The organism is Paenibacillus sp. YAF4_2, from assembly GCF_052113225.1.
Lineage (GTDB): Bacteria > Bacillota > Bacilli > Paenibacillales > Paenibacillaceae > Pristimantibacillus.
This window is the reverse complement of sequence record NZ_JBFRCT010000007.1, coordinates 108,329-122,166: the sequence shown is the minus strand read 5'-3', so window position 1 is coordinate 122,166 and position 13,838 is coordinate 108,329. Positions and strand designations below refer to the sequence as shown.

At 48.9% G+C, this 13,838-nt stretch carries 11 protein-coding genes; 4 read left to right on the top strand and 7 right to left on the bottom strand.

Annotation, left to right across the window (positions count from 1 at the left end; translation table 11 throughout):
• Nucleotides 1–5 precede the first annotated feature (5 nt).
• Nucleotides 6–614 (bottom strand): TetR/AcrR family transcriptional regulator, encoded by a 609-nt coding sequence (locus AB4Y93_RS17525; RefSeq protein ID WP_441894156.1) that lies wholly within the window; start codon nucleotides 612–614, stop codon nucleotides 6–8.
• A 321-nt stretch (nucleotides 615–935) separates the two neighbouring features.
• On the opposite strand from AB4Y93_RS17525, the gene AB4Y93_RS17520 reads away from it, so the two are divergent.
• Entirely contained in the window at nucleotides 936–1,553 is a 618-nt protein-coding gene (locus AB4Y93_RS17520; RefSeq protein WP_441894155.1) for a DUF975 family protein, read from the top strand.
• Nucleotides 1,554–1,774: 221 nt separating this feature from the next.
• On the opposite strand, the gene AB4Y93_RS17515 is transcribed toward AB4Y93_RS17520, so the two are convergent.
• The 5 genes from AB4Y93_RS17515 to AB4Y93_RS17495 all read right to left on the bottom strand — a co-directional run bounded on the left by AB4Y93_RS17515 (nucleotide 1,775) and on the right by AB4Y93_RS17495 (nucleotide 7,091).
• Nucleotides 1,775–2,809 carry a FecCD family ABC transporter permease gene (locus tag AB4Y93_RS17515; RefSeq protein WP_441894154.1) on the bottom strand — a complete coding sequence of 345 codons (1,035 nt, stop codon included), beginning with the start codon at nucleotides 2,807–2,809 and terminating at the stop codon, nucleotides 1,775–1,777.
• Nucleotides 2,810–2,812: 3 nt separating this feature from the next.
• A complete protein-coding gene (locus AB4Y93_RS17510) occupies nucleotides 2,813–3,874 on the bottom strand; it encodes a FecCD family ABC transporter permease (RefSeq protein WP_441894153.1) in 1,062 nt (353 codons plus the stop codon).
• Nucleotides 3,875–3,949: 75 nt separating this feature from the next.
• The gene (locus AB4Y93_RS17505; protein WP_441894152.1) at nucleotides 3,950–4,954 is read right to left on the bottom strand and encodes an iron-hydroxamate ABC transporter substrate-binding protein; all 1,005 of its coding nucleotides are present in this window, start codon (nucleotides 4,952–4,954) and stop codon (nucleotides 3,950–3,952) included.
• Between the two features lie 299 nt (nucleotides 4,955–5,253).
• A complete protein-coding gene (locus tag AB4Y93_RS17500) occupies nucleotides 5,254–6,126 on the bottom strand; it encodes a carbohydrate ABC transporter permease (RefSeq protein ID WP_441894151.1) in 873 nt (290 codons plus the stop codon).
• Nucleotides 6,127–6,146: 20 nt separating this feature from the next.
• Nucleotides 6,147–7,091 (bottom strand): ABC transporter permease, encoded by a 945-nt coding sequence (locus AB4Y93_RS17495; protein WP_441894150.1) that lies wholly within the window; start codon nucleotides 7,089–7,091, stop codon nucleotides 6,147–6,149.
• Nucleotides 7,092–7,255: 164 nt separating this feature from the next.
• On the opposite strand from AB4Y93_RS17495, the gene AB4Y93_RS17490 reads away from it, so the two are divergent.
• From AB4Y93_RS17490 to AB4Y93_RS17480, 3 genes are all read left to right on the top strand, one after another.
• Nucleotides 7,256–8,995 (top strand): sensor histidine kinase, encoded by a 1,740-nt coding sequence (locus tag AB4Y93_RS17490; RefSeq protein ID WP_441894148.1) that lies wholly within the window; start codon nucleotides 7,256–7,258, stop codon nucleotides 8,993–8,995.
• Nucleotides 8,996–9,032: 37 nt separating this feature from the next.
• Nucleotides 9,033–10,640, top strand: a complete 1,608-nt coding sequence (locus AB4Y93_RS17485; protein WP_441894146.1) for a response regulator transcription factor — start codon at nucleotides 9,033–9,035, stop codon at nucleotides 10,638–10,640.
• Between the two features lie 118 nt (nucleotides 10,641–10,758).
• Nucleotides 10,759–12,468, top strand: coding sequence for an ABC transporter substrate-binding protein (locus AB4Y93_RS17480; RefSeq protein WP_441894144.1), 1,710 nt, complete (start codon nucleotides 10,759–10,761; stop codon nucleotides 12,466–12,468).
• Between the two features lie 364 nt (nucleotides 12,469–12,832).
• Here AB4Y93_RS17480 and AB4Y93_RS17475 read toward each other — a convergent pair whose 3' ends face one another.
• On the bottom strand, nucleotides 12,833–13,828 hold the full coding sequence (locus AB4Y93_RS17475; protein WP_441894142.1) for a glycoside hydrolase family 43 protein: 996 nt from the start codon (nucleotides 13,826–13,828) through the stop codon (nucleotides 12,833–12,835).
• Between the last annotated feature and the right edge of the window lie 10 nt (nucleotides 13,829–13,838).

Sequence of the window (13,838 nt, the reverse complement as noted above, 5' to 3'; positions counted from 1 at the left end):
CAAGATTATGGATTCGTTACAGGTACAGGTGCAAACATATGGATGCCTACGCGGCGCATGGAGTCCCAGATTGGTGAGGAAGACTCATCGGTGTTCACTAACCCCACACCTTGAATAAAGCAGATGTAGCCCCATGCCGCCTCTCTTGCATCCAGCTTCTGAAGCTGCCCAGCAGCCTGACCTTCTTCAATGACAGCAGTCAGTTTATTCATGCTTTCTTCAGCGAAATGGTATAGCGCTTCAGCTTCTTGTGGAAAACGTTGATGCTGACCTAATACATACTGAACCAAGCGCAAATAAGATGAGGTGTTCGCCACCATCTGAACATGCCAATCGATCATCGCTAAAATTTTCTCCAGAGGCGTCCCTTCATAAGTGGAGAAAGCAAGGAATGGCTCCCTGAATCGTTCCAGCGGCTCGATGACGGTACATCGGAACAACTCCTCTTTGCTCTCGAAGTAGAGCAGAATGGTTGCCGGACTGATCCCTATCTTTTTCGCTAACAAAGCAAATGTCGTTCCAGAAAAGCCATGCTCCGGGAATACAGTGACAGCTGTTTGTATGATCAGATCCCTTTTCTCTTGTCTTGCCTGAGCATTGATGGTTCTAGCCATTCGTAGAGCAGCCTCCCTGCCATTAAATATATAAACGTTTATTTATATAATATGCCGATATCCTGAAATTGTAAATACATCCAATTAAAAAATAAGAATCCACGAGGCAACTCGCACTTCGGACGGCAACGAGCATTTTGCAAAAGCTTGGATGACAATGTGAAGTAATAACAGATTAGGCCGGCATTCCCACCCATCTGGGCTGCCGGCCTTTCTTTTACGAATAATTATTGACGTTAATTAGGTATTTAGTCTAAACTTACTGATGGTTTATACCGAAATGGAAGTTATACAAAAAAATAGGAGAGTGTCAATTTTATTATGAACGCAACGTACTCAGAACTACGCGCAAGAGCAAGAGAGAGCCTGCAAGGCAATTGGGGCAAATCGATCCTAGCCCTCGTTGTCTACGCGATTGTTGCCGGAGTAATCGGCTTGTTTACCCTTATTCCGTTCTTAGGCTATATTGTACAATTCATCACTACAGGGGCACTTACGCTTGGCTTTATCATCTTCTTTGTTGGCATCGCCAGAAAAGAAGGGCCACCAATAAGCGAAGTATTCAGCGGTTTTTCACATTTTTTAAAAGCCCTTGGTGTTTATTTTTTCATGACTATCTTTACATTACTTTGGTCACTTCTGTTCATTATTCCAGGCATCATTGCTTATTATCGCTACTCGCAAGCATACTACATTCTTCAGGATAATCCAGACATCGGATCTCTTGAAGCGATTCGCCAAAGTAAGGAATTAATGAAAGGCCGCAAATTCAAACTGTTTGTTCTGCATCTTTCGTTTATCGGCTGGGTATTACTTTGTCTCCTTACCATTGGCATCGGATTCCTTTGGCTCTACCCGTATTTCTTTGTAACACAAGCCCATTTCTACGATGAGATTACTGGCAGAACAACGCCTCCACCACATCCAGACTCCTTCTAACGAAACAATACCAGGATTCATTAGATATGAATAACGGCCAAAATTGGCCAAATAAGAATATGACGGTTCGTTAGCTTAGACGCGAATAGGGCAGTTCCAAAAACCAAAAGGTTTTTGAAACTGCCCTATTCTTTTTCTCCGTTTATTACTTTGAAACAAATCAAGAATGTTCCTTGCAGGTAAAATTCATTCTCACGAGCCGGCCTGCAATGTTCATAAGGTTAACCTTTTGTCCGGAACATTAAGTATAAGAAATAAGGTGCACCGATCACAGCGACAACAATACCGGTTGGTATCTCCACAGGCTGCAGCACCCATCTGCCAAGGGTATCCGCTACGAGCACAAGGAATCCTCCGGCAAGCGCCGTTGCAGGCAACACGACTTGATAACGATTACCAACTAACCGGCGGGCCAAGTGAGGCGCTATAAGTCCAACAAACCCGATACTGCCGCTGACGGCAACACAGGAGCTGGCTAGACCAACCGCAGCCGCCAAGAGCCAAATCTGCTGTCTAGCAACAGCCGCTCCAAGTCCGGTTGCCATTGGCGCACCAAGGTTTAACACATTAATGGTCTGCGCTTTGAAGAACACATAAGGCATCAGAATGATAATAAACGGCAGCAAGGCGTATACGTAATTCCAATCCTTACTCCAAATGCTTCCCGCTATCCATGTTGCTACGAATTGATACTGCTCCGGATTAATCCGCAAAGAGACCAGAATCGTAACCGCTGAGAAACCTGAGCTGATTGCTACCCCATTCAAGATCAGTCGATTAGGTGATAACCCTCTATGTCTGCGATAAGAAATAACAAAGACAAGAAATGCCGCAATACCTCCACCTAACCAAGCAAGAATGGGAAGTAAATATACCGGAGCCGCAGCAGGTGTTGTATAGAACGCAACATACAGAAGGATAACCATTCCCGCCCCGGAGTTAATCCCAATAATGCCCGGATCAGCCAGTGCATTACGGGACAAGGCTTGAAGTACAGCACCGGATATGGCAAGTCCCATCCCAATCAGAATGGAAATGATAATACGCGGTAATCGGAAATCGTATAACACTAAATGCTGTTGAGCCGTTCCAAAGCCAAACAAAGTTTTTAGTACATCAAGAGGAGTAAGCCGGATAACACCAGTGTTCATACTAATCAGGAAAGCGATAAGAATACCAACGATCAATATGGACATTACGAGAATGGCGCGACGGCGTCTCTTCTGCTCCACGGAGGAAATTAGACTATTATTCATCGGCTACAGCTCCCTCTTTTCCTTGTTTGCAAGATAGAGGAAGAACGGAACGCCAATAACAGCTATCATTGTCCCAATCGGCGTCTCGAAAGGAGGATTGACCATTCTAGCAGCCAGATCGGCTAATACAACAAGCAGAGCACCAAGTACTGCCGAAGTTGGAATAATCCATTTGTAATCGACACCAACAAGCTTACGGGCAAAATGCGGGACAAGCAGTCCAATGAAGGATACCGCACCCGCTACAGACACGGCCGCCCCTGCCAGCATAATAACAATTATGACACCAGCCAGCTTAACCGGTCCGGTTCGAAGGCCCAGACCCTTTGAAACCTCTTCACCAAGACTAAGCATCGTAATCGAACGTGATAATACCATCGCCCCAATAAGAGTAATTGCCACCAAAGGGAACATGATTTTTAGCTGCTCCCACCGAATGCCAGCCACACCACCCGCGTACCAGAAAGCCAACTGTTGACCAATTCGGAAGTAAAGCGCGATCCCTTCACTAAGTGCAGTTAGCAATGCGGATAAAGTAACCCCGGCCAGAACCATTCGGGTTGGGGTAAGCCCGCCTCGAACCGATGCACTTAAGCCAACAACAACAATGGTGCTGACTGCAGCACCAATGAAAGAAAATAAAATGATATAAGGGTAAGAAAGTCCCGGTGCAAAAGCAAAACATAAAGCAAGTGCCAATCCTGCACCGGAATTGAGACCAAGCAGCCCTGAATCTGCAAGCGGGTTACGTGTCATCCCCTGCATAACCGCACCTGCAACGGCAAAAGCACTGCCGACGAGCATACAGCCGAGTACCCTAGGCAAACGAAGCTCCCGAATAACCTGGTGCTCTTTCAGTCCGGAATTGAAATGAAAAACAGCTTCCCACACCATCGTAAATTTTATATCCATTGCACCAAACGATACGGATAATGCCAAACTGAGCACTAACGCAACAAGACCGCCAAGGATGATAAAGATCGCTGTAACTGGCCGTGAATAAATCTGTTCAACCTCTGAGCCAGCCGATGCGGATTGAGATTGAACATGAGAATGATCTGCCATAACTCCACTCCACCTGATTGGTATATTCAACGGAAAAAAAAGGGAGCAGCAGCTCCCTCCCTTCCTTTCTACTTATTATTGTTTCGCAATATCTTTTAATACGTTATCGATCATTTGGGAGCTAGCTACTGGTCCATAGTACAACCAGCTGGATGTTCCTTCATACTCATACACATGACCATTCTTAACAGCCGGGATGGATTGCCAGATCGGATCCTTCAACGCTTCAGAGCCAGTAGCTTTGTCGCTGTTGATCAGAATTAGATGGTCAGCATCCAGATCAGCAAGCTTCTCAAGAGAAATTTCATTCCAGCTGCCTGCTCCAGAAGCAGAGATCTCTTTCACGACAGCAGGAACTTTCAGACCCAGGTCATTATAGAGAACCGCGCCGCTTGAAAGCTTATCACTAACAACATAAAATTTGTTTGCTACAAGCCAGATTGCTGCAACCGATTGGTCTGGAATAGCTGCTTGCAGTTTCGTCTTCGCATCTGCCGCTTTTGCCTCGTAGTCGTCAAGCACCTTTTGAGCTTGGTCTTTCTTCTGCAGAACCTCACCGATCTTCAGCAGGGCTTTGCGCCAGTCGCTGTTCACTTCATCACCAAGTACGAAGGTTGGAGCGATTTTATTATATTGATCATATTTGCCGCCATCAACTGTGCTGCTTGAACCAAGGATCAGAAGATCAGGAGCAAAGCTTGTTACAGCTTCAAATGGCAGATCATACGAAATTGTTGGGATATCTTTCAAATCCGTTTGCAGGTAGTCTTGAATTCCGTTTGGAACGCTCCATTGTGCAACTGGCTTCACGCCAAGAGCAACCAGGTAATCTTCCAGGTAGGAAGCAATAATTTTTTGCGGATTAGCCGGAATCGTAACTTCGTTACCAAGACCGTCAGTCAGCTTTTGTTCCGTTGGTGCTGCTGCAGTCTCCGTCGCATCTGCCGAAGGCGATGCACTTTCCGTTTTATTGGTATTATTTGCGTTATTCTCTTTATTCCCTCCGCATGCTGCAAGGACAAGGGAAAGGACCATTACACTTATAAGAACTACAATTAGTTTTTTACTCTTACCGAACACGAAAACATCCCCCTACAAACTATTATGTTGTAATCTCGTTTTTTAACTAAGGTGATGATAACAATTCTCATTATCAAAGTCAACAATTAATTATACCCTATTCCTATGAACAAGTGAAAACGGCAGCGCTGTCCTTAGGAGGAGAAGCTTACGTTTCGCGAGTGAAATATATGCCAGTATAGGAAAAACATTTACTTTCTGATATTTATAAAAAACCTCTATCGAGGTCTCTCAAAGATGAGCGACCTCGTTAGAGGCATTTGGGTTTTATAGCTAAATCGCATGATGATAAAAAATGATTATTCCTTTACAGCACCAATGACGACACCTTTCACAAAAAAGCGCTGAAGAAACGGATATACAATCAGAATCGGCAGAGCACCGATAAAAATCTGCGATGCGCGGAGTGTCCGCTGCGACATGTTCGCGATCGCTGCCGCGTCGAACGACGTCATATTCGACTGCACGATGAGCGTCTGCATGAAGCTCGCGAGCGGAAGCTTGGCCGAATCCTTCATGTAGATCAAGCCATCGAAGTATGCGTTCCAGTGGCCAACCATTGTGAACAAGCCTACCGTCGCAAGCGAAGGCAGCGAGATCGGCAGATAGATGGAGAAGAAGCTGCGAAGGTGGCCCGCACCGTCCATGAACGCCGCTTCCTCCAGTTCCTTAGGCACCGTGCGAAAGAAGTTCAGGAGCAGAATCATGTTGTAGGTCGCCACGAGCCCCGGCAGGATAAGCGCCATGATGTTGTCGATCAGATGCAGCCTCAGGATAAGAATGTAGCTCGGGATCAAGCCGCCGCTGAACAGCATCGTAATGACAAAGTACCAAAGATAGATGTTTCTTGCACGGAACACTCGAGTGTCCTTGGACAGCGCATAAGCCGCGATCCCATTCACGAACAGTCCAAGCGCCGTTCCGAGAAAGGTACGCTCGATGGCCACCCACAGCGAGGTGAGAAAATTTTTGTTTTCGAACGTCTTGGCGTAAGCCTCGAAGGTAAAGCCCTTCGGCCAAAACGTAACCAAGCCTCCGTTAGCTGCGGCGCTGGAGCTCAACGACACCATTAGTAAATGGAACATTGGAAGCAAGCAGAGAATTCCGATGACGAGCAGTAGTATGTTATTAAATCCGCTGAACACGCGGTAGGATAATGTTTTGTGATACATGAGGCTTCCCCTTCCCTTTCCTAGAAAATCCGGTAACCAGCGAATTTATAGGCAATCCTGTACGAGATTACGATCAGAATCAGACTGATGATTGACTTGAACAGGCCGACCGCCGTTGCGAAGCTGAACTGTCCGCTTAACAGGCCCTCACGATAGACGAACGTGTCGATGATGTCACCTTGCTGGTAGATCATCGGGCTGTACAGGTTGAATACTTGGTCGAAGTTGGCGTTCAGTACATTGCCCATCGCAAGGGTCGCGACCACGATCAGCATCGGCAGGAGCGACGGAAGCGTGATGTGCAGTGTCTGTTTCCAGCGGGTTGCTCCGTCCACCTCCGCCGCCTCGTACAAGGATGGATTGATTCCTGCGAGCGCCGCTAGAAAGACGATAGTGTTGAAGCCGAATTCCTTCCAGACGTCACTTACGACAATCGTCATTCGGAACCATGTGCCATCCCCCAGAAAGAAGATGGGCTGAATGCCAAACGCATAGGTCAGAAACTGGTTGACGATACCGGTCTGGCCAAGCACGTCAATCAATATGCCGGATAGTGTAACCCAGGACAGGAAGTGAGGCAGGTACACCAGCGTCTGAATGGAACGCTTGAGCCCCATGTTTCGGACCTCGTTGAGCAGAAGCGCGAAGGCGAATGGGATGATGAGGTTCAGGACGATTTTTGAACTGGCGAAAAGCAAGGTGTTCCCGATAATCTTAATAAAGTAGTCGTTTGCGAACATGTAATTGAAATGCTTGAATCCAACCCAAGGTGAATGAAGGAAGCCAAGCCGCGCCTTATAATCCTGGAAAGCCATCACGATGCCCGACATCGGGATATAGGAGAAGACAAACGACAGCAGGACAGCAGGCAGCACCATGAAGTGGAGAATCCATGGCTGCTTGTAACGGCTTCTGCCGCTTCGCAGTTTTGTTGATATTTCAAGTTTCTGGGTCGTATTTTCCATAGCGCACTCTCCTATCTATTTTCTATTTTCTAAAAATCGTTAACTGGTATAATGGAGCAAATCCTTGCTTAGCTATCGTAGCAATCAAGCGCATCGTCCCACTATAGGACATTGTTAGGATCGATAGGGTTTTGTTAGGCATATCTCCGGGGGGAACGGTACATATGAAAAAAAATAGACAGCCATTGCAGATTAGCCTATTCAATAAGTACATGGGGCTCATTATCCTGTTGTTTATACCGATCGGAATTTTGTTCGCCTATTCCAACAATGTCGCCACCGGCGTCATCGGCAAGGAGATTCGCAACTCGAATATTAAGCAGCTCAGCTTCCTATCCAGTCAGATCGAATCCCGGATCAACCAGACGATGGACTTCGTATTCACCTTTTCGAAGGACCCCAACGTGCAGAAGTACAACGGGCTCAACATCTGGGATGATAACTATGATTGGATGCAGACCAGGTATATGGTGCTGGAGAAAATGGCGCTTCAGTCCGGCGTCGTCAACATCTGGCCGGTTGAATTCACGGTATATTCGCAGCTTCATAAGGAAGCGCTCTCAAATTCCAGTACGAGCACCTTATACGACGAGGATTATCTCGAACGCAATATATCGAAGAGCTGGACCTATAGCGAGGGAGTGCAAGGCCAGGAAGGAATGGCTTTCCGCTGGTTCTATGCGGACTCGCTTGGCCAGCAGAAGCTGACAGGCAGCAACCTGGTCGTTGGAGCCAGCTTTGGCGCCTCGAACATACAGAATATGCTGGATACGTACAAGGAAGGCGGACAGGGCGATCCCCTCTTCTATTCCCCGGGTCAGCAGCCAATTCTGAACAGGAGTGCCTCCCCGGAGCTTACGGATGAACTGACTCGTTACTTGGACGGCCAGACGCTGAAGGATTCGATGCAGAAGACCATCGAGCTGAATGGACAAAGCTATCTCGTCAGCCTAGTGAAGTCACCGCAGCTGGATTGGTATCTTGTCGATCCGGTGCCACTAGACCAAATTCTCGGCCCAATCTCGAACAGCCGCAATCTTGTTTATATGTCTATGGCTCTCTTGCTCGTTATTGGGTCCTTCTTCTCCATCGTGCTCTACCGCGACGTGCAGCGTCCGATTCTGAAGTTGATTCGTGGGCTCAAAAAGGTTCAGCTCGGCGATTTCTCGGCTCGCATCAATGCTAAGGCGAACAGTGAATTCACCTTCCTGTTCTATCGTTTCAACGATATGTCTGCACAGATCGAGACACTGATTGACAATGTCCTGAAAGAGCGGTTAAGGGCGCAGGAAGCGACGATGAAGCAGCTGCAAGCGCAGATTAACCCTCATTTTCTATACAACTGTCTCGGGTATATGATCAATATGGCGCAGATGAAGGACGAAGAAGCCGTCGTGAAGATGGGATACAGTCTTAGCGCTTATTATCGCTACATTACCCGGATGGAAAAGCCGGTGGCCAGTCTTAAGGACGAAATCCAGCTTATCGTGAACTACCTGGATATTCAAAAATTGCGAAACGGCCGTATTCACTATTCCATCGACATTCAGGAAGAGATGCAGGCACAGCAGGTACCACGGCTTATCCTGCAGCCCCTTGTGGAGAATGCCGTTATTCACGGAGTGGGTAAATCCTATTCCTCCGGAGAGATCCGCATCACCGGAGAGATGGCCGAGGGCTTCTGTCGAATTTATGTTGACGACGACGGACCAAGCTTAAATGAAGAGAAGCTGGAGCTATTGAATCTGAAAATGAAAGGCCCTATGCAGGAGGACATGGGGTATGGTCTCTGGAACACCAATCAACGAATTATTCATGGCTTTGGCCCTCGTTCCTCCCTTACCTTCTCCTCTTCGGCGCTCGGAGGCTTCCGAACCGAGATCGTCTGGGAGATTCCAAAGTGACCCTATTCCCATTGCACACATACAAGGAGGACCTTCCATGCAATTACTAATCGTAGACGACGAAGCCCACTGGGTCGATAATCTGTCCATGCACAAGCCTTGGCACACACTCGGGATCGAGCATGTTCACCGGGCATACTCCGCCCGCGAAGCTCTTCAGTTGATCAGCACGAATCCGATTGATATCGTGATTTCGGACGTGCTCATGCCGGAGATGACCGGGATCGAGCTGATTGAACGGATTCGGGAGCAGGACAAGCGAATCAAGTGCATCATCCTGTCTGGCCATGCCGACTTCGAATACGCCAAAGAAGCGCTTCGGCACCACGCCGTTGACTATCTGCTGAAGCCGCCGACCAACGAGGAGCTGCTTGGAGCAGCGCAAGCCGCGATCGATCAACTCAAGGCGGAATGGGAAAGTGTCAGCTCCAACGAGCGAACGCAGTTTGCCCTGCGGGAGAACCTCCCGCTCCTGCGAGGGCAGCTGCTTCTCAGCACCTTCCGGGGAGAACTGATGTCTGAGGAAGAATGGATGCGGAAGCTGGACATGTACGACTTGCCGTTCAAGAACGGAGATTGTGCACTGGCCCTCGTTCGCCTGGAGGACGAATTCGGCCAATACCGAGGCAACGGGCATCACCTAATGGAATACGCAATTATCAATATCGCAGAAGAAATTTTCCAAGAATTCATGGGAGTGTGGAGCGTCAAGGAGGAGCATGGCTATCTCGCCTTCCTGCTGCAATTAAAGCAGGGATTGGCGGTGGAACGACCTGACATTCTCCTCGAGAAACTCGCGATGCAGATACAGGCCAAGGTGAAGCAGTTCCTAAAAGGAGCTGTCTCCATCGTTGTGACAGAGCCGTTCCGCTTCCCTGAGGAGCTGCCGGAGCAGTACCGGCAGGCTACCTCCTATTTCCGGCAAATCGTTGGGGATGAACAGGAATTTGTCATGAAGGTGGACGGTACGCAGCGAGCAGCCGCTTACGGCGCACTCGACGTCATTCACGGACATCCTGGCCTCCTAAACCTAGCGGAGGCTGGCCGCTGGGAGGCGGCAGAGGAAAAGCTCGCCGCAGCATTCGCTGAGCTGGAGGACAAGGGCTCCGAGTCATGGGAGCACTGCCTCGAGGTGGGGTTTACGATTAGCTCCGCCTTTATGCACCTTGCTCATCGCAACGGTCATACCTTGGCGGATTTGATCGGGGCGGAGATGGAGCTGCTGCAGAACGGGGAAGCCTTCACCTCGATCGGCAAGCTGCGAAAGTGGTCGCTTAACGCCTTAGCGAAGCTGCGCGAGGGAACGGCACATGATGCGAGGGATGCCCGCTCCCTGTACATACAGAAGGTCAAGGATTATGTGGACGAGCACCTCCATCTTGATGTCTCGCTGCGTACGCTTGCGGATTACGTCAACCTGCACCCTACGCACCTGTCGAAGATCTATAAGCTGGAGACTGGAGAAGGAATCAGTGACTACATCTTCTCCGTGCGTATGGAGCGTGCCTGCCACCTGCTCAAGACGACCGATAAGAAGATTTACGAAGTCAGCGCCGATGTCGGCTATCTGGATCCCGCTTACTTCATCAAGGTGTTCAAGCGGCAATTCGATGTCACTCCGCAGGAATATCGAGACGGACGATGATTTTGCGCGAGCAGCCTAAGAGAGTCCTACGAAAACTAATATCGTCATATAGATGCCGTCCCCGAACTCTTGATAGAGTTACACATGAAGACACCAAACAATGTTGGGGGATAGATGAATGAGCACATTTAAAAAGAACTGGCTCGTACCTGCAGCTATGTCACTTGTCGTCCTGGCTGGCTGCTCGAATAATAACGGAGGTAACAACACAAGCCCTTCCGCGAACTCCGAAGCAAGCCCTTCCTCTTCGGCGCCCGTGGAGCAATCCGCTGCCGACAAGGCTTTTACGGCAGGCAAATATGACCCACCGGTCGAGATCAGTACGATTCTCATGCCAAAGACTTATAGCAAGGGAGAAACAAAGGAGAACAACGTCCATACCCGCTTCATGGAGGAGAAGCTTGGCATTAAGCTGAGCAAGGACACGTGGTTCCCTGCCGGAAGCGACCAATATAAGCAGCAGCTCCAGCTCGCCCTTACTTCCGGCGAGAAGCTGCCAGACTTCATTATGGTTCCAACCGATGCGGTCCTGACCGATCAACTGATTGATTCCGGCGAATTCATGCCGATCGACGAGCTGTTCGACAAGTACGCCAATCAAACCTGGAAGGACCACGCTGCCAAGCATCCGGAGCTATGGTACCCGTTCACGAAGGACGGCAAGAAGTGGAACCTGCCTATCCTGGAATACACCGATAATGATGATACCTTGCTCTGGCTGCGCGAGGATTGGATGGAGAAGCTTAACCTGGAAGCTCCAAAAACAATCGCAGATCTAGAGAACATTATGGATAAGTTCAAGAACGAGAACCCGGACGGCTTGGCTGCTAAGGATGTCTATCCACTCGCCGTCTCGCTCAAGAGCAACACGAACACCTGGATGGGCGGTCTTGATTGGCTGTTCGGCGCCTTCGGCACGATCGAGGAGCAATGGAACAAGGATGAAAGCGGCAACCTGGAATACGGTTCCGTGAATCCTGGCGCAAAACAGGCGCTCGCGAAGCTGCAGGAATGGATGCAGAAAGGCTACATTCATCCAGACGCTGCCCTTTGGGATGAAGGCAAGTCTGCCGAAATCTGGACCAAGGGCAACGCAGGCGTCTTGCCTGGCGCGAACTGGGTTCCAGACTGGCCAGCACCTGACCTGCTTAAGAACGTCAAAGGTGCAAAATATAAAGCCTATCCGGTTCCAGCAGGTCCAGACGGCAAGATCGGCACGAAATGGCAAAACTCTGGTGTCAACAGCAGCTTCATGATCAACAAAAACGCCGAGCATCCAGAAGCTATCATTCTCTACTACAACTACTTACTGGATAACCTCGCGAACCCGGCCGTTGGCAGCGAGTATGAGTACGGCTTCGCTAAAGGTTACGACTGGGATATCGTCGATGGCGAGCCGACGAGCGACGAGTCGAAAATCAAGGAATTCAACAACGACTTCCAGTTCATCACTGGCCCTGCCCGTATCCCGGACTTGTACATGAAGTCGCTTGTCAAGCTGGCCGAAGGCAATCAGCCGGAAACACCGTATGAGAAACAGCTGTTTGAATTCCGTAAGCCCGAGAACTGGTACGCTGCGAAGGTCGTCATGTCACAGATCGACATCCGCAAACAGAACTACTTCACAGGTGCAGCAACACCAACAATGATCTCCAAGTGGAACCTCCTCCGTCAGTCCGAGCTGGAGACGTTCAACAAGATCATTTACAACAAGCTTCCAATCGACGCGTTTGATACCTTCATCTCCAGTTGGAAAGCCAACGGTGGCGATCAAATCACGCAGGAAGTTAACGACTGGTTCAAGTCGGTATCACAAACGCAATCCTGATAGGCATAAGAATGAGGCTGTCCCAAAAGTCAATTTCAAACGACTTTTGGAACAGCCTCGTTCCCTTCTCAGCGCACATTGGATTTAGTCCAACAAAAATCAGGGTGAACCGATGGATTACTAAGCTACGTTGGATTCACTCCAATACAAAGGTCCAGAATGAGCCACTATCGTCCAAATTGGACTGATTATGCTGCACAGACTCCAATGTAGAGTAAGCTGTCTGTTAAAAACACTCCGTTATGCTGCAACAAATCCAGTGCAGCTTGCTACAATGAGAAGTGAGTTTTTACGTGAAACGGCTGTCCCAAAAGTCTTATAAATGACTTTTGGGACAGCCGTTTTGTTTGTTAAGTTCCTCGGTCTACAACGATGTGTCTCCATGATGACATGGCAGCGCTGCTACGGATGCCCGGAAATCCGGTCTTCCGTCTTCGGTCCACTGCAGCTCCGTCACAAAGGTATGACGGTTAGGATCGTACAGCGGATCTCCAACAATCTCTTTGTAGGTTCTAGCATGGAAAACGAACAATGCTGTCTCCCCATCTTCCGCTACGGTAAAGTTATTATGGCCAGGACCATACATGCCAAGAAGCTCATCGGTCGTCAGTACCGGCACCGGTGATTTGTCCCATGACGCTGCATCAAGCAGATCCGCATCGGCCGATGCTTCGAGCAGTCCCATACAGTAGTTGAAGTCGGTTGCACTCGCCGAGTAGGCAATAAAGACGCGATCTCCTCTGCGGATAAACGCTGCACCTTCATTAACCTTGAAGCCGATTCTCTCCCAGTCCAGATCTGGCATGGCGATCATCGTTTGTTTGCCGGTCAGCGTCCACGGATTACTCATTTTCGAGATATAGAGATTGGAGTTTCCTTCGATGTTAGGATCCTTCTGTGCCCAGACATAATATCGATCGCCATTATGTTCAAAGGTTGTCGCATCCAGTGCGAAGCTCTCCCATGCTGTACGGACCTGCCCCTTCTCTATCCACTCGCCTTCCAGCGGGTTAGCATCTCCGCATTCCAATACGTACATCCGATGATCAAACAAGCCTTCATTCGTTTCTGAGGTATGTGCCGCTGCGAAGTAAAGGTACCATTTTTCATCGATAAAATGCAGCTCCGGCGCCCAAATGTTCGCGCTGAGCATTCCCGTTTCATGCTTTCGCCATACAACTGCAGGCACTGCCTCTGAAAGCCCTTGTATCGTACTCGCCTTGCGAATCTCAATACGGTCATACTCTGGAACAGAAGCAACAAAGTAGTAGCAGCCATCCGTATGTCTATAGATGAAAGGATCCGCTCTTTGCTCAATTAGTGGTTTAACTCCGTTAATTTCTGATTGGTGGACTCCCATCCTGTCACCT